Raw genomic sequence first — 18,879 nt, 5'->3', positions numbered from 1 at the left:
GCCGCGCAGGCCCTTATAGCTTGGGCGCGTAGCGCACCGTCAACATCACATTGCGCGGCTCGCCGTAGTAGTTGTTGCCGGACACCGTGTTGTAGGAAGGCACGTAGTACTTCTTGTCGAACACGTTGTTCAGGTTCAAGGCGAAGCTCAGCTCCGACGTGGCCTGGTACCCGACGCGCGCGTTCCAGACGGTGAACCCGGCCAGCTTGAACTCGCGGTCCGAACTGATCGTGTCGGTCTGCGTGTTCACGCCCGCGCCCACGCTGACGCGGTTCATCAAGCCCGGCAGCTTGTAGTTGGCCCACAGGCGCAGCATGTGCTTGGGCGTCCAGGTATTGAAGACCGCGCCCTGGTTGTCGGGGTCCGACAGGTACTTGGTGGTGTTGTAGGTATAGCCGGCGTACAGCTCCAGGCCCTTGACCACTTCGCCCGAGATCTCGGCTTCCAGACCCTGACTGCGCACCTTGCCCGACGCACGCGAGCAATACCAGCCGTCGCACGCAAAACCGGCGTCGTAGTCGTTGACCGCGCGGTTCTTGTGGTCGTAGCGGAACAGCGCAACGGACGTGTTGATGCGGCCGTCCATCAGCTCGCCCTTCACGCCGACTTCGAAGTTGTTGCCTTCGATGGGCTTGAGCAGGCTGCCGTCCAGGCTGCGTTCAGTTTGGGGTTCGAACACGGTGGTGTAGCTGGTGTAGGCAGACCAGTTGTCGGTCAGCGAATAGACCAGGCCGACGTAGGGGATGAACTTGCCCGACGTCGTCGACGTGGTGGTGGTGCCCCCGCTGGAATAGCCGTAGTCGAACCAGCCGACGCGGCCGCCGCCGATCAGCGCCAGCGACTCGATGGGTTTGACGCGCCACGTGCCGTAGAGGCCTTTCTGGCGGATATCGTAGCTGCTGCGCGAGTCATAGCCGCTAGTCGCGGCGATGCTGTCGATGTCCTGCCACGGGCGATGGTGATCGATGTCGAACACATTGCCGCCGGACTCCCAGGCGCGCGTGAAACGGTCGGCCGTGGTCAGCTTGGAATAGCTGGCGCCCACCACCACTTCCTGCTCCATGCCCAGCGCGGTGAAGTTGCCGTTGACCGACATGTCCAGCCCGCGCTGCTTGCTCTTGAAGTCCACGCCGAAATTGCCGTAGTCCAGCCCACTTCCGTCCGGCAGGATCGGGCCGACCGCGCGTTGGTGCACGGTGGTGTTCTTCTCGTTCATGGCGACACCCGCCAGCCGGAATCGCCACGCGTCGTTGAAGCGGTGGGTCACGTCGGCATTGAAGATGGTCTGGTCGTTCTTCGCCCGATTCCACGTGGACCCGGTAAACGTCGAGCGCGGCAGATCGATGTCGCCGCCGTCCTCGTAGCGGGGATAGCCCACGAACATCGGCCGCGAACGGCTGTAGCGGTTGCTGATGCCGATGCCCACCGTGGTGTTCTCGGTAACGTCGTAGTCCAGGGCGGCATACAGATTGCGTGTCTTGTCCCACACGTAGTCGATGGCGGAATGGCTCTGGTCTTCATCCACCACCACGCGGCCGCGCAAGGTGCCCGCCGCGTTCAAGGGACCGCCCGCGTCCAGCTGCAGGCCATAGTGGTCCCACGACCCGGCCTTGCCGGTGATGACCACCGACGGCTCCGCCCCGCCACGCTTGCGCACCAGGTTGATCGCGCCGCCCGGGCTGCCCGCCCCTTGCAGCAGGCCCGCCGCCCCGCGCAGGATTTCCACGCGGTCGTAGAACACCAGCGAATCCTGCTCCCAGTTGCCCAGGCTGTAGCTGTTGCGCAGCAACGCCACGCCGTCGTACTGCAGCAAATCCACCGGGAAGCCCCGGGCGTTGATCGCCACGCCCGGCCCCACGCCCTGCACGCCCACCATGCCGGCCGTATTGTTGATGGCGTCGGGCAGGCTCGTCATGTCCTGGTCATCCATGCGCTGGCGGGTCAGCACGGTGATGGATTGCGGGATGTCCTTTAAGGCCTGGGTGGTCTTGCCGATGGTGACGGCGGGCGACGTGTACGACGCCGTGCCATCCGTGGTGGCGTTGTAGCTACCCGTCACGGTCACGGGCGCAAGCGTGGCGGCCTGTCCCGGCGCGGCGGCTTGCCGCAAGCGGAACCCGCCCTCGGGCCGCGCCACCGCCTGCAAGCCCGTGCCCGCCAGCAACCGCTCAAGCGCCGCGTCCACCGCGTACGTGCCCGTCACCCCATCCGTCCGGGCGCTGGCCGTCAACGCGGGATCGGAGGCCACCATGACGCCAGCCTGCACCCCAAACGCCCCCAGCGCCGCACTGAGCGGGCCTGCCGGAATGCTGAACGCCACTGCCCGCTGGCCGGTCGTCGCCTGGGCGTACACAGCCGAGGGCCACGGCGCGGCAAGCATGACGGCGGGCAGCGCAAGGCGCAGCGCGGCGCTCAGACGGGTGCGAGGCAAAGTGAAGCGGGCAAGGACCGCGGCGCGGGCAGGACGAGAAGACATGAAGGGATTCCCTGGCTCTTGAAGGATGGCGCAGCCCGGACGGGGGATCGTCCGGGCTGCTTTCCTTACATGAAGCGCGAGGTCGGGATTTACGCCGTTGCGGTTACAAATTAAATGAGAAGGGTTCCGGTTCCCCGCTCAGGCCAGCCCCACCGTGACCCAATAACGGGTGTAGTGGCGCACCCGCACGGGCAGCACTTCCTGCAGCATGGCCAGTACCTTGTCGCTATCGGCCAGCGGGAACGCGCCCACCACCCGCAAGGCGCCCGCCGCATCGGAACAGCTCAAGACGCCGGGACGATAGCGCCCCAGTTCGCGCAGGAAATCCGACAGGGGCAGTTCATCGGCGATCAGCATCCCGGTCAGCCAGGCGGACGTCGCAGGTTCAAGCGGACCGGAAACAAAGCCGCCCCCGGCCGAATAGTCGGCCTGTTCGCCGGCCGCCACGCGGCGCGTCGCGTCGGCGGGGTCCAGGCCCCGCACATCCACCGCGCCCTCCAAGACGGCCACCCGCAAGCTGCGGCCCCCATCCAGGTCGCGCACCAGGAAGCGCGTGCCCACCGGCGTCAGTACGCCGCTGCGGGTGCGCACGGTAAAGGGCCGGCCTTGCTTGTCCTGCGCGGTGGTCACCAGGATCTCGCCTTCCAGCAGCACCAATTCCCGCTGGCTGGCGGTATAGCGCAAGTCGACGGCGCTGCCGGTGTTCAGTTCCAGCAGCGTGCCGTCCGGCAGGGTCAGCGCCCGTCGTTCGCCGGTGCCGGTGCGCAGGTCGGCGGTCAGGCGGCGGATCGCGCCGCGTTCGCCCACCGCCCACGCCCCCAGGCCCAGTCCGGCAGCCGACACCATCCAGCGGATCGCATTGCGGCGCGACTGGATCAGCGGCGCCTGCCGCAAGGTGCGCGCGGCCACGCCGTTGCCGGCCTCGGTCACGCTCAGGGCGACATCGCGTGTCAGCGCGCTCATGCGCTGCCAGGCCAGATCATGGGCAGGCTGCGCCTGGCGCCAGCGTTCGAAGCCCGCGCGGTCGGCATCCGTCGCGTCCTCGCGCAGGCGCGCCCACCAGTCGGCGGCCTGGCGAATGACCTTGGGATCGATCCGCCCGGCGTCCGGGGCATGCGGGCGCAGCAGCTTGGCGCTGTCCATCAGGCCGCGGCTCACCCGTAAACAGCCGTGTAGCAATGCACCAGCGCCCGGGCCAGCGACTTCTGCACCGCGTTGGGCGTGAGGCCCAGTTGCTGGCCGATCTCCGCGTAGGACAGGCCGTCGATCTGCGCCATCAGGAAGATGCGGCGGCTTGCCATGGGCAGGCTGTCGAGCAATTCGCAAACCTGTTCCAGCGCTTCCAGGATCAAGGCGCGCGCCTCCACCGACGGCTCTACCGCCACCGGCTGCAACGCCAGCGATTCGGCATAGGCCGTCTCCAGCGCCGCCCGCCGCGCACGGCCGATCAGTAGCCGCGTGGCGATCGTGCGCAGGTAAGCGCGCGGTTCGCTCAGCGGCTCGCGCACGTTGGCCCGGATCAGTCGTTCAAAGGTGTCGTGCGCCACGTCGGCCGCATCGGACGCATTGCCCAGCTTGCGCTGCAGCATGCCCCGCAACCATTGGTGATGGGCCAGATAGACGGTTTGCACCTCGGCGCGAGGGGCGAATGACGAGGAAGGCATGACGTTGCGCCCCGGCGTCGCCGCCAGATGTCCACACACAATGAAAATGATTCGCAATTATAATTGTCTTCGATCCGTTTACAAGAACCACGAATTCGTATTGGGGGAGCAGCATGAGGAGCGGCTGCATTACCTTGCGTGTGGGCGTGGACAACGTGTTCGACAAGCGCTATTGGGCATCGGCCGCTGGCGTCAGCGGCGGTTGGCTGAACATGGGCAGCCCGCGCTCGGTATCGCTGTCGGCGCAGTACGAGTTCTAGACAGGCTCGGCCTGGGGCGCCCGAGCCCGCAACGCCTCGACCAGCGTGGCCAGCACGGGTTTGTCCAGCGCCTGGACGGCATAGCACAGGCCCACGCGGCGAAACATCTCCAGTTCGCCGATGGGCCGGGCGGCAACGCCCGCCTGGCGCCGCACCAGGGACTCGGGCGCCACGCAGGCACCCACGCCTGCCGCGGCCAGCTCCAGCGCCAGGCGCAAGGAGCCTGCATGCGCGGCCGGCGCGCTGGCCGCTGCGCCGTAGTACGGCAGCAGGCGTTGATGGGTCGGATGGGACGGGCACACGATCCACGGCAGCGCGGCATCGCCGGCGCTGCCTTCCGGCACGCCCAGCACGTAGGGGTCGATGGACAGCGTCAGGAACAACTCGTCTTCGCAGCGCTCGTCTTCAGTCGACAGCCGCGCATCGCCCACGCATCCTTCCGAGAGCTTCACGAACAAGGCCGGCACCGCCTGCCGTGCTGCCTGCACGAAGGCGGCCACGTCCTCGCCAGCAATGTCGGCTTCGACGCCGATCTCGATTTCGGCCGCATTCGCACCCTGACGGAACTGCTGCGTCATGGATTCCGTTTGCGACAGGAGGCGGCGCGCCTGCGGGTACAGGATGCGCGCATCTTCCGTGACCGACACGCCGCGCGCCTGCCGTTCGAACAGTTGCGTGCCCAACAGGTCTTCCAGGCTCTTGATGGTGCCCGACAAGGCCGGCTGGCTGAGATGCAGCCGCCGCGCGGCGCCCGTGATGTTGCGTTCTTCGAAGACGGCGACGAAGGCTTTGAGTTGACGGCTATCCATAAGTTTTCCCGATTGCTGCGAAAAGAATAAACCATTTTTCAGGCGGAACGTCCCGCCCTAGAATGATTTTCAACCCTTTCGCATATAGAAAACCAATACCTGGAGCCCCACCATGACCACCCCCGCCAAACCGCTCGTCATCATCACCGGCGCCAGTTCCGGCATCGGCCTGGCCACCGCCCGCCTCTTCTCGGCCCACGGCCACCCGCTGCTGCTGCTGGCCCGCCGGCTGGAACCGATGCAGGCGTTGAACCTGCCCCACACGCTGACGCGTTCGGTCGACGTGACCGATCGCCAGGCGCTGGCCGCTGCCGTACAGGAAGCCGAGGCGCGTTTCGGCCCCGCGGATGCCATCGTCAACAATGCGGGCGTCATGTTGCTGGGCGACATCACGCGCCAGGACCCGGAGGAATGGAGCCGCATGCTGGACGTGAACATCAAGGGCGTGCTGAACGGCGTGCATGCCGTGGCGGCCGGCATGGCCGAACGCAAGCGCGGCACCATCATCAACATCGGTTCGGTGGCGGGCCGCAAGACCTTCCCCAACCACGTGGCCTATGTGGGCACCAAGTTCGCGGTGCACGGGTTGTCGGAAAACCTGCGTGAAGAACTGTCGGCCCACAACGTGCGCGTGGTCACCATCGCCCCGGGCGCAGTGGAAACCGAGCTGCTCGGCCATACCACCGACGAGAGCATCAAGACGGGCTATGAAGCCTGGAAGGCGGACATGGGTGGCAAAGTGCTGGCCGCCGAAGACGTGGCCAACGCCGTCCACTACGCCTACGCGCAGCCCGACGGCGTCTGCATCCGCGAGATCGTGCTGGCGGCCACCCGCCAGCAGGCCTGACGCCTTAGAACTTCGCGGTCAGGTTCACGAACACGCTTCGCGGTTCGCCGTAATAGACCTGATTCGCCACGCCGCCCAGGTAGTACTTCTTGTCGAACAGGTTGTTCAGGTTCAACTGGGCGGACAAGCGCGAATTGAAGTCGTAGCGCGCCATCAGGTTGTAGATGGCATAGGCCTTCTGCTTGGCGGTGACGGTGCCGCCGCCCGCGCTGACTTCGCTATACGTCGAAATCTGCCAGTTGACGCCGCCGCCCACGGTCAGCTTGCTGAAGTCGCCCGGCAAGCGGTAGGTCGTGAACAACTTGGCCATGGCGCGTGGACGTTCCGGGTTGACGGACACGCCCTGCGCATCGCGGCTGGTGTAGTAAGTGCCGCCGGCATAGGCGTTCCAGCCCGGGGTCAGTTGGCCGCTGACTTCCAGCTCGACGCCCTTGGTGGTGACGCCGTCCGCGGTGGTGTATGCCTGCTCGAACGAGCCCGGCACCAGCGCGTCGCCATCCAGCACGGCGACCTTGCTTTGCTTGACCTTGAACAGCGCGATGGAGGTATTCAGCCTGCCATCCAGGTATTCGCCCTTCACACCCACTTCGTAGTTCTTGCCCTGCACCGGATCCAGGTAATTGCCGTTGCGGTCCCGGTTGTCCTGCGGCTGGAAGATATCGGTGTAGCTGACATAGGCCGAATAGGTGTCATTGATGTCGTACACCACGCCGGCGTACGGAATGAACTGGGAATCCTTCTGGTCGCGCGTATCCGACTTGGATTTCCAGGTCGCGTAGCGGCCGCCCGTGATGGCGGTCAGGCCGTCGGCCAACGACCAGCGGATGGCGCCGTACGCCCCTTCCTGGTGGGTGACGGTCCCGCGCAGGCTGGCGTCCGTCCAGGTGGGCTGCGCAAACGATCCGTCCCACTGATAGAAGTTGCCGGTGCTGGCCAGCGAAGCGCTTTCAAACCCGTAGCGATAGAAGTCTTCGCCGTACCGGCTGCGCATCGCGCCCACCACCACCTCGTGCTTGCGGCCCAGCAGCGTGAACGGCCCCTTGGCTTGCACGTCCAGCGACGTCTGCTGCGCGTAGGAATTCCAGTAGCCCGGCAGCGCGCGCAGGCCCGTGCCGGTTTCGCGGTCCAGGTCGCCGTACAGGTACAGCAGCTTGGCATCGTACTTGCTCTTGCGCTGGGACCAGTCTGCACGGACTTCCCAATCGTTCTCGAAGCGATGTTCCAGCGTGGCGAACATCGTCTGGTTGGTCGTGTGCCAATAGGTCCAGTCCGCCGCCGTGGTCTTGGACCGGCGCCAATCGGTGGCCGTGCCGTCGCTGAACACGACAGGCAGACTGCCCCAGGTGGAACCGCGCGGCCGCTTGTCCTGATAGTCCGCCCCCACGCTCAACCGCGTGTTCGGTGTCAGGTCCGCGTCGATCACGCCATAGAAGACCTTCTTGTTGGCGTGGTAAAGGTCGATATAGGAATCGCGGCCCTGGTAAAGCGCCACCATCCGCGCGCGCACGGTGCCTTCCTCGTTCAACGGCGTGGACATGTCCACGGTGCCGCGGTACTGGTTCCACGAGCCGAAGCCCGCGCTGACCGAACCCGTGAATTCCTTGCTGTTGGCGTGCTTGCGCACGAGGTTGATCGACGCGCCCGGGTTGCCCGCGCCGCTCATCAGGCCGGTGGCGCCACGCACCACTTCAATGCGGTCGTAGATGAACGAGTCGTTGTCGGATTCGCCATACATCGACAGGCCGATGGTGGTCGGCACGCCGTCGTACTGCAGGCTGTCGATATAGAACCCGCGCGACCAGAAGTCGGTGCGGTCGGTGTCTTCGCTGACCACCTGCACGCCCACGACGTTGCCCATCACCTCGTCCAGCGAACGCAGGTTCTGGTCGTCAATACGTTGACGCGTCACGACGCTGACGGACTGCGGCGTCTCGCGCAGCGACAGGGTCAAGCCGGTGGCAGCCGACGTGGCCGGCGTGGTGTAGGAACCGGTGCCTTCGGTAACCGCCGGATCCGAGCTGCCCATCACCGTCACCGGCGCCAGGCTCGTCACGCCGCCGTCGCGCGTCAGGATGATGCTGTCGCCTTGCCAGCGGTAAGCCACGCCCGTGCCCTGCAACAGGGTCCGCAACGCGTCTTCGGGCGCCAGGCTGCCCCGTAGGCCGCGCGCGTTCAGGCCCGCCACCACGTCGGGCGCATAGAACACGCGCACCTTGGTCTGGGCGGCCCATTGCATCAGCGCGTCGCCCAGCGGCTGCGCGGCAATGTCAACCGACACGGCGCCGGACTGGGCGCGCACGGCATCCGGGGCGCCGGCAAGCGCCAGGCCCAGGGCCAGCATCAGGGAGGAAAGCATGAAGCGCGGTGCCGCGCCTGCGCGGCGCGTCGCCGCGGTGGAATGACTGCTTGCGGGATGGGTCACGAATACCTGCTGTTTCGGTTCGAGAAAGGGGATTGCGCGCCCGGCAATGGGCGTGCGGCGCATGCGCCTTCCTTCGTAGAACGCCTCAACCGCAGATAAACCTGAATCTCATTCCCATTTATTTTGTAACAGCGCTGGGCGGCGCTCAGTTCGCGTTGATGTCGATGGGCCCGCCGGGCCGTGGCGTCAAGCGCACCGGGGCCACCGCCGGCAAGGCGTCGACCAGCGCCTCGGGGCGGTCCAGCGAGAACGACGCCGACACGCGCAGTCGGCCCGCCTTGTCATCCGCCAAGCGCAGCGGCGTGGCCAGATAGCGGTTCATTTCGCGCACCACCTCGGTGAGGGGCGTGTTCTTGAACACCACCCGCCCATCGCGCCAGGCTGTGGCCGTCTGTACGTCGATGGGCGCCGGCACGCCGATTGCGCCGCTGCCCGGCACCTGAATACCGTGGCCCGCGCGCAGCACGGCGCGGCCCAGGTTCCACCAGTGCCCGCCTGATACCTGGACCGTGCCGGACTCCACCAGCACGGCCACCTGATCCGCATCGCGGCGCACGTCGAACACCGTGCCCGTCACGCGCACCACGCCGCTACCGGCGTCCACGATGAACGGGCGCGCGGGGTCGGCGCTGACGGTGAAATTGATCTCTCCGCTTTCCAGTTCGACGTCGCGGCGCCCGGCGTACAGCTTCACCTGGGCGCGGGTGCCGCCGTTGACCTCAAGGACCGAGCCATCCGGCAGGGTCATCTGGCGGCGCTCGCCACGTTCCGTGCTGACCATCGAGGTGAACGAGGGCGCTTCCACGGGCAGGCTCCACCACACGCCCAAGGCCACCGCCGCCGCCCCCGCACAGGCCATCGCCACGCGCAGCACGAACCCGCGCTCGCGGCGCAGTCGCGGGCGCGGGGGCACCGCGCCGCCCAGCAGGCCTTGCACCTGGTCCCGCGACAATCCGGCGGCCGCCGTTCCCAATTGCTGCATGCGGTCGAATTCACGCGCGGCATCGGGATGGGCGCGGCGCCACCGGGCGAACTCGCGGCGGTCGCGCCGCGTCAGCTCGCCCGAATGCCAGCGCGCGAACCACCACGCGGCGGTGGCCGGCTCGCGCGCTGCGTCGCGGTCGTTCGGAAAAGGCATGCTCATGGATTGTGTTCGCGCAGCCGGTCGCGCACGTGTTCAATGGCGCGCATGACATAGCGCTCGATCATATTCTTGGACAGCCCCATATGCGCCGCCACCTCGGCCTGCGTCCAGCCTTCGATGCGGTTCAGCACGAAGGCCTCGCGGCACTTGGGGGGCAATTCTGCCAGGACTTTGGCCAAATCGTCTGCCAGGCGCGATGCGCGCACCGGCGCGTCCGGGTCGTCCAGGATCAACTGGTCGGCCTCGCCCAGCTGGTCCAACGGTATGTGTTCAGCCCGATCCTGCCGGCGCCAGCGGTCGATCAGCCGGTGCCCCGCCGCCTGGAACAGGTAGCCGCGCGCCTTCAGCGCAACGCTGGCATCCGCTTTCAGCAGGCGCTCGATGGCGTCATGCGCCGCATCTTCGGCATCGTGCCGGTTGCCGGTGCGCCGGCTCCATACGCCCACCAGCTCGTCGTAATAGGCGAGCCAACCGGTGCGGGGCGAGGAAGGGCGGGACATGGACCAATCAAGTGGCGGAAAGCGGCAGGGCTGCGAATTTTACAAATAATTCTCATTATCGCAAGCGCACCGTCGCATGTCCGCCACAACCGTGGTCGCTCCGCTAGTAATCCATGGGGCAATGGCTTTGCGCCGCCCGGATTTCCTGTATGTGGCGTTCGGCTTCTTCCTTCTCGGCCGCAGGTGGCAATGGCCGCCAACTCACCATGTTGCCGGGTGTCTTCACCGGCATCCAACCCAGCACGCTGTACAGCGTGATGGCAGTGCGTCCCGTGTCGAACCGTGTTTCGTAATAACCCTGCCGTTCCGGCGCGGTATCGCCGGACGTCCAATCCAACTGAGACATCCATGTCTCCTCATTGAAGCTTATTGGCTGGTGCGCCTACCCCGCGAATCGGGTGTGCAACCGCTTGATCGTATAGCGCTCCATCGAGCCTGTATTGCCACCTTGCGCCCGCTTTGCATTTCTTGACAGAGGGGAATCCCTAGGATTCGGCGCCCTATCGATTGCTAAACCGGGAAAACAGCGGCTAGGATGTAGCAAAATATTCTTACAAACACGGGACCGGGCACTTGTTCGCCTGCTCGGGACCTTGGGCAGACCTCCATGCCGAAATCGATCTTGCCTCGCAACCCGAAAGATCGGCTGGCCTCTCTGGCAAGCGCCAGCGCGTTGCGCGCCATCCGCGAGGGCCTGCTCTGGACCTTGCCGTGCCTGCTGGTCACCGCCCTGTTCCTCGTCCTGTCCGTCGTCGCCCGCCAATTCGGCATGCCCCCCAGCGTCGTCGAACTGCTGACCGGCGTGCACGACAAGCTGTCGGGCATCATGCCCATCCTGGCCGGCACGTCCATCGGCTACATGCTGTCCTTCCGGTATCGCCTGCCCCATCTGCCCACCGCGTTCCTGTGCCTGTCGTTCGTGGTGATGGCTGGCGGCCTGATGGCGCCTTATCCCCAGGCGGCAGCCACGCTGGTGCTTTTCATCGCCATCGTGTCCCCCTTGCTGACTGTGCCCCTGATGGCGTGGCTGCACCGGCGCCCCTGGACACGGCTGGCACCCGACGGACTGATCAGCGAAAACGTGCGTGACACGTTGAACATGGTGGTGCCCGGCCTGCTGACGGCCGGCGTGGTCCTGGTGACGCTGTCCGCCGCGCTCCGCATTCCCGGCGTGGCGCAATTCAACATCCCGTTGAACTTCGCTTCGCTGGACAATCCGTTCACCTCCGGCGCGGTGATCGCCGGCCTGGATTCCCTGCTGTGGTTCTTCGGCATCCATGGCTACCACGCCATGGCGCCCGTGATGGATGTGATGGACCAGGCGGCAATGCTCAACGCCGTGACCCAGGCCGCCGGCTATGAAGGCATGTATGCGTTGAACAGCACGCTGCTGGGCGCCTTCGTTTTCATCGGCGGATCGGGCGCGACGATGTCGCTGGTGATCGCCATTCTGGTGTTCTCGCGCAACGAATCGCTGCGCGTGCTGGCCCTGGCGAGCCTTCCGGTGTCGCTGTTGAACGTGAACGAGATCCTGCTGTTCGGACTGCCCTTGATTCTGAATCCGCGCCTGCTCGTTCCATTCGTGCTGGCGCCCGTAAGCAATGCGATCATCGCGCTGGCCGTCGTGCAGCTGGGCTGGTTGCCGACCGCCTCCACCGAACTGCCCTTGACCTCACCCGTGCTGTTCAACGCCTATATCGCCGCAGGCGGCAGCCTGGCCGGCGTGGCGTTGCAGATCGTGCTGGTGGGCATCGGCATGTGCCTGTACGCCCCCTTTGTCGTCGCGCAGGAACGCCAGCGCCAGGAAAGCGCGACCGTCTACTTCAAATCCCTGGATACGACCTTCCCCCGGTTGCAGGAAGAATCGTTGCTGTATGCGCACGACCCCATCGTGAAGATCTACGCCGACCGCGCGCACCGGGCCACCGAAAACGCCCGCATCCGCGAGATCAGCCAATACGACTTCTACTTGCAGTTCCAGCCCCAGGTGTCATTGCGCAGCGGACTTTGCACCGGCTGCGAGGCCTTGCTGCGCGCCACCGGCCCGGAGGGCACGCAACAGGCGCCGATGGAATTCCTGCGCTGGCTGGCGCAGGCCGACCTGATGCGCGAAGTGGACTTGTGGGTGGCCAGGCAGGCGGTGCTGCAATGCCTGCAATGGCGCAATCGCGACTTCGTGCTCCCGATGACCATCAACGTCACGCCAGGCACGCTGACCTCCGAAGACTACCTGGAAAAACTGATCAAGGTGCTGGCGCAAGCCGGCGGACAGATCTCGGTGGAGTTGACGGAAGACGCGCTGGTCGAAGACGCGCAGGCGTTGCATACCGCGTTCGACCGACTGCACGCGATCGGCGCCCGGGTGTACATCGACGATTTCGGTACGGGCTACTCGGCCCTGAGCTACCTGCACCAATTCCAGATCGACGCGGTCAAGATCGACCGCAGCTTCGTGGTCGCGCAAGGCTCCGACCAAGGCGCGCTGGTCATGAGCGGCCTGCTGCGCTTTTGCGAGGCCTTGAACCTGCAGATCATCGTGGAAGGCGTGGAGACGGACCAGCAGCTGATGGCGCTGGATTCCCCTGCCGAGATCATCGTGCAGGGGTGGTACTACAGCAAGGCATTGTCGGGCGACAGCCTTGTGGACTTCACGCGCCGGCGGCAGGCGGCCCCGCCCATGCCGGCGCCTCCTTACACGTCGGCGCCTATTTGATGCCGATGAACGGCAATGCCGCGCCCGGCACCTGCGTGGCCGGCAGCACGCCATCCCATTTTTCAACCGCGTTCAGGCTGACCAGATTGGTATTGGCGGCCAGCGCCTCGGCCTTGGCGCGGATGGACGCCGCTTCGGCTTCGCCGCGCATGCGGATACCGTCGGCTTCAGCCGTGAACTGCTGACGGCGCGCGTCGGCTTCAGCCTTGGCCTTCACCACCTGGATCTCGGCGTTGATCATCGCCGTTTCCTTCTGCTGGCGCGTGGTCTCGATCTGCACCTGGGCCAGCATGCGTTGTTCGATGGAATGCTCATAGGCTTGCGAGAAGCCCACTTCTTCGATTTGCACGCCCACCACCTGCACCGGCGCGCCTTCCATCGTCTTCAAGACGGCGTTGTTCACGTCCAGGCCCAGCTTCTGGCGTTCCTGGATGGCGCGCACAGCGGTGTACTGGCCGAACACGTTCTTCACGGCGTCCGGCGTCTTGCGCTCCAGCACGCGCATCTGCAGATTGCCGATGGTGCCGTATTCGGAGTACAGCTCAGCAACATGCTCGGGCGGCACACGGTACGTGACGGACACCCGCAGGTGCGCCGGCTGCTGGTCGTAGCTGTAGGCCTCCAGCTTTTCAAACACAAAAGTGTGGTCGCGCACGGACACCGTCATCACGTTGTCGATGAACGGCGTCTTGAAATCCAGGCCCGGCTCGGACACGCGCACCAGCTTGCCGTTGCGCAGCACGACGCCGCGTTCGCCCTGGTCTACCTGAAACCACGAACCGAACGCCAGGAACAGGATCAGCAGGAAGAGAATGCCGGTGCCAATGGCGACCTTGATGCTGCGCGGCTTGACCGCGCCGATCGTCTTGACCATCTGAATGTCTGTCGGCTTCACTTGGAGTCCCTATCTGTTTTTGAACGTTTACGGTCCGAGAGCACGGCCGCGATGCCGCGGGCCAGCAAGTAGGCGACCACTGCTGCGCCAACCAAGATCAGGAAATACCTCATCGAGCGTCCCCCCCCGGGAAAGAAGCATCGGATTCTAGCCCGAGCCGGGGACGGATAGATGGCCCTATCGGGCGCGAGTGTTGCCAGACTTTGCAGAACGTTGCTGAGCATTCGGACTCTGCTACGCGTGGCCGTTTTCCCGCTGAAGGAAAGGGACTTTCATGGCTGGAGGTTCGCCCCGTAAACCTGCAACCCCAACCGGGACAACCGGTCGGGATATTCCCAGAATGCGTGGTCCAGCGCTTCCATTTCTTCTTGTTCGGCGTCGGTCATTGCGCCGTAAATGTCGTTCAGCTCCACGACCTCGGGCGAGGCCTCGAAGCGGTCGATCAGCCCTCGCATGCGCGACAGCACGGCCAGCATGTGCGTGGCGCCCACCTTGCGCAAGGCCTGCAGGGCCAACTGGCAGGTCGGGGAGCCCCAATTGCACAGGAACTGCATAAAGCCGCCGTTGTTGATGTCGGCTTCCATCCGCCATAGCGCCACCAGCTCCTGGTCGACCCGCGACAGGCGGTCCAGCTGCCATTCGGCCGCGGCCAATCTTGCCATGGCCTGCTCGTAGCATTGGTCCCACAACAAGTCGTGCACATTCAGCATGCCCTCGGCCGAGGGCGCCAGCAGCGCGGGCCAGACCACGCCAAAGCCATCGTCCACCAATTGCCATTGCTCGCGTTCGGCAGGCGTCGCGTTTTCCAGGCGGATGTGGCGCCTGATCGGTTCTTGCAAGGTATGGCCGTTGGCCAACGTCAGTAGCAGATGCGTGTCGGTCAACGCGATGGATTGAATGCGGTACGGAGTCAATGACATGTCAAAACCGAAGAACAGGAACCGGCGAACCTTACCGGCACCGCGCATCCCTGTCGAGGCGCACGCGTAGGCCGCGCTCGCATCAGGCCGCACACTGTTACGTCCTCGGGTCGAAGCCTTCTGCTACCGTAGTCTTGCCTGCACCGTGCCACTGGCCCGGCTTCCACGACAGAGACCGACTATGCCACGTCCTTCCGAGTCCGCCCCGCTGATCGGCGTGATCCCGCCCTACGTGCTGGACCGCTTGGCGCAGCATACTGACGCCCGCGTCAGCATGCCGGCCGTCAAGACGCTGATCATTGACCAGCAACAGCGCAGTTTGCGCGAGATGGCGGAACAGCCGCCACGCGCCACGCTGGCCCCCACCCGCCACGCCGCGCCTGGCGGCACGCCGCAACGTGCCGTGCATGACGCCGACAACACCACCACCCTGCCCGGCACGCTAGCGCGCGCCGAAGGCCGACCGGCCAGCGGCGATGCGGCAGTGGATGAAGCCTATGCGCATCTGGGCGCCACGTACAAGCTGTTCTGGGACATCTACAAGCGCCACTCCATCGACGGCCATGGCCTGCCGCTGGTGGGCACCGTGCACTATGGCGAAGACTATGACAATGCCTTCTGGAACGGCGCGCAGATGGTGTTCGGCGACGGCGACGGCGAAGTCTTCAACCGCTTCACGATCGCCGTCGACATCATCGGCCATGAACTCACGCACGGCGTCATCGATACCGAAGCCGGTCTGCTCTACCAGGGCCAGTCCGGCGCGCTGAACGAATCGCTGTGCGATGTCTTCGGGGCGCTGGTCAAGCAGTACGCGCTGGGCCAGACGGCCCGGCAGGCGGACTGGCTGGTGGGTGCCGGACTGTTCACCGAAAAAGTCAGTGCCCGCGCACTGCGCTCCATGGCCGAGCCCGGTAGCGCCTACGACGACCCATTGCTGGGCAAGGATCCGCAACCCGGGCACATGCGCGATTACGCCGACACGCCGCGCGACAACGGCGGCGTGCACATCAATTCCGGCATCCCCAACCGCGCCTTCTTCCTGGCCGCCACCACGCTGGACGGGCCCGCGTGGAAAGGTGCCGGGCAAGTCTGGTACGACACGCTGTGTGACAAGCGCCTGCGCCACGATGCCGATTTCAAGGCCTTTGCCACCCTGACGCTGACGGTGGCCGCCGAACGCCATGACGCGGCCGTGCAGAAAGCCATCGGCCAGGCCTGGGCGGCCGTGGGAGTGCTGTCATGATCGAGCTGCCTCCGCTGGACCTCGTGCTGCTGGTGCGGCTAAGCCGAGAAGGCGGCCTGGCCTACCTGCCCGGCCTGTCGCAACCCCGCAGTATCAACCTGTCGACCTGCCCGCCCGGCGTGCGCCAGGACGTGTGCGACGCCCTGCAACGCGCCGCCCCGCTGGCCGTGCCCGAATGTGGGCAAGGCGGCGGCGATCAGCGCTACTTCCACATCGAAATGGTGATGGACCGCGACGACCAGACGGCCGTCAGTTTCGACGTGCCGGAAACGGATGCGCCCGATACGCTGGTGCGCCTGTGGAAAGCCCACGCCGAACCCATGTGACGGCTCGGGTCCGCGTCAGTGCGCGGCTGGCACTGGCCGCGCGGCGTGCTCGCGGAACCCGCCGATCTGCAGCGCGCGTCCGGCATACAGGCCGATGATTGCCATTGCCACGCACAAGGCGGCGCATGCGCCCAGCGCCACGCTCCAGCTGTCCAGCCGGTCGTGCAAGGCGCCCACCACGGCTGGGCCGGAGGCCGCAAACAGATAGCCCACGCACTGCGCCATGCCCGACAGCGCCGCGGCCTGCTGCGCGTGGCTGGCGCGCAAGCCCACAAAGGCCAGGCCCAGGATGATGCCGCCGCCCGTGCCCAGACCCAGCAGCACGATCCAGAGCGTGGCCCAGCCGGGCGCGGCGATCAGGCCGAGCAGGGCCAAGAACGAGGCCGCCGCCGAGCAGAACGCCGCGCCGCGCTGATCCTTCAAGCGGCGCACCACCGGCGCCAGGAACAAGGCGGGGCCGGCCGACATCAGTTGCAGCAGCCCGTGCAGCGAACCCGCGCGTTCGGCCGAGTACCCGGCATCAAGCAAGATGGCGGGCAGCCAACTCACCGCGACGTAAAACACGAAGGAATTGATTCCCAGGTAGAGCGTCACGTGCCAGGCGAGCGGCGAACGCCACAGGCGGCCGCCGTGCGGCGCATGCGTGGTCGTCGAGGCCGGCGCCGTGTGATTGGACAGCTGCGGCAGCCACAGCAGCAGGCTGACCGCGGGTACTACGACGAGGCACAGCGTTGAAAAGCGCCATCCGCCCGCCGACAGGTTGGCCAGCGGAATCGCGACGGCGGACGCCACACCCGCGGCGATGCTCATGGTCAGCACATAGGCCGACGTCAACCCGGCCACGCGCTGCGGAAAGTCGCGCTTGACCAGGCTGGGCAGCAGGACGTTGCCGATCGCGATGCCCGCGCCGATGATGGCGGTGCCCACATAAAGCCCCCAAGCCGCGCCCAGCGTGCGCGCAACGATGCCCAAGGCAATCAGCAGCAGCGCACCGAACAGCGCGCGCTCCAGCCCGAAGCGGCGGGCCAGCCCCGCCCCGAACAGCGACACCACGGCAAACGCCAGCAGCGGCAGGGTGATCAACATGCCGGCGGCGGTCGACGACAGGCCCAGTTGTTCGCGAATCATGCCGATCAGCGGCGCCACGCCGGTAACCGGCGCGCGCAGCGCCATGGCGATGCAAAGCATGCCCGCGATCAGCAGCACCGGACGGCTGGTGGGGCGAGTGTGGGAAGGAATGTGAGTCATGGCAGCAATCTGTGAAATCCAAAGCCAATGCGGAAAAAACCCGCATTTCAGAGGCCTTAGCTTACGCACGCGCCGCTTTACCGAATTTCGAGACAATGACAAACTATCCCTGAATCCTGCCAACCTGTCCCTCGGCGTCATCGCCATGCATCACAGCCATTCCCCACCGCCCGCCTTCGATCCCAATGCCGCCGCGCAGTGGACCTTCGCCATGCCGGTGCATGCGGCCGAGCAGGACAGCGAATCGCCCACCCATCACCACCCCATGGGCCAATTGGTGCTGTCGCTGCGCGGCGGGGTGACCTGCTCGGTCCCCCAGGGGCTGTGGATGGTGCCGCCGCAATGCGGCGTGTGGATTCCGGGCGGCGTGCCGCACAGCAATCGCGTCACGGCCAACGGGCGCGTCTGCTTCTTGTTCGTGCCGGCCGGCACGCCCGGCCTGCCTTCCGCCTGCTGCACCCTGGCGATCTCGCCCTTGGTGCGGGAACTGATCGTGCACCTGGCCGACCTGCCGCCTTCAGACACCACCACCGCCGCCAACCGCAAGCTGGCGGACGTGCTGGTGGAGCAGCTCTCACGCATGCCCACCGAGCATCTGCACCTGCCGCTCTCGGACCACCCTCGCCTGCGCCAGATCGCCAGCGCGTTGAACGCCGATCCCGCCGACCGCAGCACGGTCGCGGAATGGGGCAAGCGGGTGGCCATGAGCGAACGCACGCTTGCGCGCCTGGTGCAGCAGGAGGTCGGCATGAGTTTCGGGCGTTGGCGCCAGCAACTGCACATCATCCTGGCCTTGCAGCGCCTGTCCGCCGGCGTGTCGGTGCAACGCACCGCCGAAGACCTGGGCTACGAATCGGTCAGCGCGTTCATCACGATGTTCAAGAAAACACTGGGAAAGACGCCCGCGCGTTACTTCGCGGACAAATCGGACGTGACGGGCGGATAGTCCAGCTCGCCAGACTTCATCACGCCGCGCGCGCGGGCCTCGCGCATTTCCGCCTGCACCGCTTCGCGGGTCTTATCGGTGGACGCGGGCACGTTGGGCGGGTAGTCGAGTTCCCCAAACGTCACCATGCCTGCTGCCCGGGCGGCCGCCAATTCTTCGCGGACCTGGCTGGCAGTCTTCGTGCTGGTGGCCGGCAGGTCGACGGGGTATTGCTGTTCGCCGTACGTGACCAGGCCCGCAGCCTTGGCCTCCATCAATTCGGCGCGCACCTGTTCGCGGGTCTTGCCTTCGGCGTGCGCGGCGCCACCCGTCAGGGCCAGGCACAGGGCTAGCGTGGAAAGTTGGAACGTGTTCATGGAATTCCTTTGCGGTTATCAAGTGCCGCCATGGTCGTCTGAACGCCCCCCGTGATAAATCCCCTGCCGCGCAATCCAGCGTTGTGCCGCACGCAAGCCTCGCCGCG

Annotated in this window: 18 protein-coding genes; 6 read left to right on the top strand and 12 right to left on the bottom strand. The window is 65.9% G+C overall.

The features are described 5' to 3' along the window. Positions 1 to 13: 13 nt before the first annotated feature. The 3 genes from AC3WMU_RS16820 to AC3WMU_RS16810 all read right to left on the bottom strand — a co-directional run bounded on the left by AC3WMU_RS16820 (position 14) and on the right by AC3WMU_RS16810 (position 4,140). Positions 14 to 2,476 (bottom strand): TonB-dependent siderophore receptor, encoded by a 2,463-nt coding sequence (locus tag AC3WMU_RS16820; RefSeq protein WP_492282702.1) that lies wholly within the window; start codon positions 2,474 to 2,476, stop codon positions 14 to 16. Between the two features lie 138 nt (positions 2,477 to 2,614). Beyond that, positions 2,615 to 3,619, bottom strand: coding sequence for a FecR domain-containing protein (locus AC3WMU_RS16815; protein WP_280026498.1), 1,005 nt, complete (start codon positions 3,617 to 3,619; stop codon positions 2,615 to 2,617). An 11-nt stretch (positions 3,620 to 3,630) separates the two neighbouring features. Next, positions 3,631 to 4,140, bottom strand: a complete 510-nt coding sequence (locus AC3WMU_RS16810) for a sigma-70 family RNA polymerase sigma factor (RefSeq protein ID WP_006222537.1) — start codon at positions 4,138 to 4,140, stop codon at positions 3,631 to 3,633. A gap of 113 nt (positions 4,141 to 4,253) precedes the next feature. Here AC3WMU_RS16810 and AC3WMU_RS16805 point away from each other — a divergent pair, with 113 nt between their 5' ends. Next, on the top strand, positions 4,254 to 4,400 hold the full coding sequence (locus AC3WMU_RS16805) for a TonB-dependent receptor (protein WP_280026497.1): 147 nt from the start codon (positions 4,254 to 4,256) through the stop codon (positions 4,398 to 4,400). Here the strand turns inward: AC3WMU_RS16805 and AC3WMU_RS16800 are convergent. After that, positions 4,397 to 5,209 (bottom strand): LysR family transcriptional regulator, encoded by an 813-nt coding sequence (locus AC3WMU_RS16800; protein WP_492282701.1) that lies wholly within the window; start codon positions 5,207 to 5,209, stop codon positions 4,397 to 4,399. The genes AC3WMU_RS16805 and AC3WMU_RS16800 overlap by 4 nt on opposite strands. Positions 5,210 to 5,321: 112 nt before the next feature. Between AC3WMU_RS16800 and AC3WMU_RS16795 the strand changes: the two genes are divergently transcribed. Next, positions 5,322 to 6,056 (top strand): SDR family oxidoreductase, encoded by a 735-nt coding sequence (locus AC3WMU_RS16795; protein WP_492282700.1) that lies wholly within the window; start codon positions 5,322 to 5,324, stop codon positions 6,054 to 6,056. Positions 6,057 to 6,060: 4 nt separating this feature from the next. Here the strand turns inward: AC3WMU_RS16795 and fhuE are convergent, their stop codons facing one another. From fhuE to AC3WMU_RS16775, 4 genes are all read right to left on the bottom strand, one after another. Then, a complete protein-coding gene (fhuE, locus tag AC3WMU_RS16790) occupies positions 6,061 to 8,412 on the bottom strand; it encodes a ferric-rhodotorulic acid/ferric-coprogen receptor FhuE (protein WP_280026492.1) in 2,352 nt (783 codons plus the stop codon). Between the two features lie 211 nt (positions 8,413 to 8,623). After that, entirely contained in the window at positions 8,624 to 9,622 is a 999-nt protein-coding gene (locus AC3WMU_RS16785) for a FecR family protein (RefSeq protein ID WP_492282699.1), read from the bottom strand. Further along, on the bottom strand, positions 9,619 to 10,122 hold the full coding sequence (locus tag AC3WMU_RS16780; protein ID WP_006222530.1) for an RNA polymerase sigma factor: 504 nt from the start codon (positions 10,120 to 10,122) through the stop codon (positions 9,619 to 9,621). Before AC3WMU_RS16780 ends, AC3WMU_RS16785 begins: the two co-directional genes overlap by 4 nt. Before the next feature lie 103 nt (positions 10,123 to 10,225). Then, a complete protein-coding gene (locus tag AC3WMU_RS16775; RefSeq protein ID WP_006222529.1) occupies positions 10,226 to 10,468 on the bottom strand; it encodes a hypothetical protein in 243 nt (80 codons plus the stop codon). Between the two features lie 261 nt (positions 10,469 to 10,729). On the opposite strand from AC3WMU_RS16775, the gene AC3WMU_RS16770 reads away from it, so the two are divergent. After that, on the top strand, positions 10,730 to 12,835 hold the full coding sequence (locus AC3WMU_RS16770; protein WP_492282698.1) for a PTS sugar transporter subunit IIC/EAL domain-containing protein: 2,106 nt from the start codon (positions 10,730 to 10,732) through the stop codon (positions 12,833 to 12,835). Here AC3WMU_RS16770 and AC3WMU_RS16765 read toward each other — a convergent pair. After that, positions 12,828 to 13,709 carry a prohibitin family protein gene (locus AC3WMU_RS16765; protein ID WP_006222527.1) on the bottom strand — a complete coding sequence of 294 codons (882 nt, stop codon included), beginning with the start codon at positions 13,707 to 13,709 and terminating at the stop codon, positions 12,828 to 12,830. The genes AC3WMU_RS16770 and AC3WMU_RS16765 overlap by 8 nt on opposite strands. A gap of 293 nt (positions 13,710 to 14,002) precedes the next feature. Next, entirely contained in the window at positions 14,003 to 14,650 is a 648-nt protein-coding gene (locus AC3WMU_RS16760; RefSeq protein WP_280026488.1) for a DMP19 family protein, read from the bottom strand. A gap of 181 nt (positions 14,651 to 14,831) precedes the next feature. On the opposite strand from AC3WMU_RS16760, the gene AC3WMU_RS16755 reads away from it, so the two are divergent. Continuing rightward, on the top strand, positions 14,832 to 15,896 hold the full coding sequence (locus AC3WMU_RS16755; protein WP_492282697.1) for a M4 family metallopeptidase: 1,065 nt from the start codon (positions 14,832 to 14,834) through the stop codon (positions 15,894 to 15,896). Then, positions 15,893 to 16,222: a protealysin inhibitor emfourin gene (locus AC3WMU_RS16750; protein WP_081533968.1), complete on the top strand. Its 330-nt coding sequence runs from the start codon at positions 15,893 to 15,895 to the stop codon at positions 16,220 to 16,222. The genes AC3WMU_RS16755 and AC3WMU_RS16750 overlap by 4 nt, the downstream gene beginning before the upstream one ends. A 15-nt stretch (positions 16,223 to 16,237) precedes the next feature. Here AC3WMU_RS16750 and AC3WMU_RS16745 read toward each other — a convergent pair whose 3' ends face one another. Then, a complete protein-coding gene (locus AC3WMU_RS16745) occupies positions 16,238 to 17,470 on the bottom strand; it encodes an MFS transporter (protein ID WP_492282696.1) in 1,233 nt (410 codons plus the stop codon). Positions 17,471 to 17,615: 145 nt separating this feature from the next. Here AC3WMU_RS16745 and AC3WMU_RS16740 point away from each other — a divergent pair, with 145 nt between their 5' ends. After that, on the top strand, positions 17,616 to 18,416 hold the full coding sequence (locus AC3WMU_RS16740; protein ID WP_315134010.1) for an AraC family transcriptional regulator: 801 nt from the start codon (positions 17,616 to 17,618) through the stop codon (positions 18,414 to 18,416). On the opposite strand, the gene AC3WMU_RS16735 is transcribed toward AC3WMU_RS16740, so the two are convergent. Continuing rightward, on the bottom strand, positions 18,380 to 18,772 hold the full coding sequence (locus AC3WMU_RS16735; RefSeq protein ID WP_280026485.1) for a DUF4148 domain-containing protein: 393 nt from the start codon (positions 18,770 to 18,772) through the stop codon (positions 18,380 to 18,382). The genes AC3WMU_RS16740 and AC3WMU_RS16735 overlap by 37 nt on opposite strands. Positions 18,773 to 18,879: the final 107 nt, after the last annotated feature.

The sequence above is a fragment of the Achromobacter sp. FW305-C-13 genome (assembly GCF_058783475.1).
This window is presented reverse-complemented; position numbering and strand designations above follow the sequence as displayed.

Coding starts and splice junctions, on each gene's coding strand:
- AC3WMU_RS16820 (WP_492282702.1), bottom strand. CDS start 2,476: ATGTCTTCTCGTCCTGCCCGCGCCGCGGTCCTTGCCCGCTTCACTTTG.
- AC3WMU_RS16815 (WP_280026498.1), bottom strand. CDS start 3,619: ATGGACAGCGCCAAGCTGCTGCGCCCGCATGCCCCGGACGCCGGGCGG.
- AC3WMU_RS16810 (WP_006222537.1), bottom strand. CDS start 4,140: ATGCCTTCCTCGTCATTCGCCCCTCGCGCCGAGGTGCAAACCGTCTAT.
- AC3WMU_RS16805 (WP_280026497.1), top strand. CDS start 4,254: ATGAGGAGCGGCTGCATTACCTTGCGTGTGGGCGTGGACAACGTGTTC.
- AC3WMU_RS16800 (WP_492282701.1), bottom strand. CDS start 5,209: ATGGATAGCCGTCAACTCAAAGCCTTCGTCGCCGTCTTCGAAGAACGC.
- AC3WMU_RS16795 (WP_492282700.1), top strand. CDS start 5,322: ATGACCACCCCCGCCAAACCGCTCGTCATCATCACCGGCGCCAGTTCC.
- fhuE (WP_280026492.1), bottom strand. CDS start 8,412: ATGCTTTCCTCCCTGATGCTGGCCCTGGGCCTGGCGCTTGCCGGCGCC.
- AC3WMU_RS16785 (WP_492282699.1), bottom strand. CDS start 9,622: ATGAGCATGCCTTTTCCGAACGACCGCGACGCAGCGCGCGAGCCGGCC.
- AC3WMU_RS16780 (WP_006222530.1), bottom strand. CDS start 10,122: ATGTCCCGCCCTTCCTCGCCCCGCACCGGTTGGCTCGCCTATTACGAC.
- AC3WMU_RS16775 (WP_006222529.1), bottom strand. CDS start 10,468: ATGTCTCAGTTGGATTGGACGTCCGGCGATACCGCGCCGGAACGGCAG.
- AC3WMU_RS16770 (WP_492282698.1), top strand. CDS start 10,730: ATGCCGAAATCGATCTTGCCTCGCAACCCGAAAGATCGGCTGGCCTCT.
- AC3WMU_RS16765 (WP_006222527.1), bottom strand. CDS start 13,709: ATGGTCAAGACGATCGGCGCGGTCAAGCCGCGCAGCATCAAGGTCGCC.
- AC3WMU_RS16760 (WP_280026488.1), bottom strand. CDS start 14,650: ATGTCATTGACTCCGTACCGCATTCAATCCATCGCGTTGACCGACACG.
- AC3WMU_RS16755 (WP_492282697.1), top strand. CDS start 14,832: ATGCCACGTCCTTCCGAGTCCGCCCCGCTGATCGGCGTGATCCCGCCC.
- AC3WMU_RS16750 (WP_081533968.1), top strand. CDS start 15,893: ATGATCGAGCTGCCTCCGCTGGACCTCGTGCTGCTGGTGCGGCTAAGC.
- AC3WMU_RS16745 (WP_492282696.1), bottom strand. CDS start 17,470: ATGACTCACATTCCTTCCCACACTCGCCCCACCAGCCGTCCGGTGCTG.
- AC3WMU_RS16740 (WP_315134010.1), top strand. CDS start 17,616: ATGCATCACAGCCATTCCCCACCGCCCGCCTTCGATCCCAATGCCGCC.
- AC3WMU_RS16735 (WP_280026485.1), bottom strand. CDS start 18,772: ATGAACACGTTCCAACTTTCCACGCTAGCCCTGTGCCTGGCCCTGACG.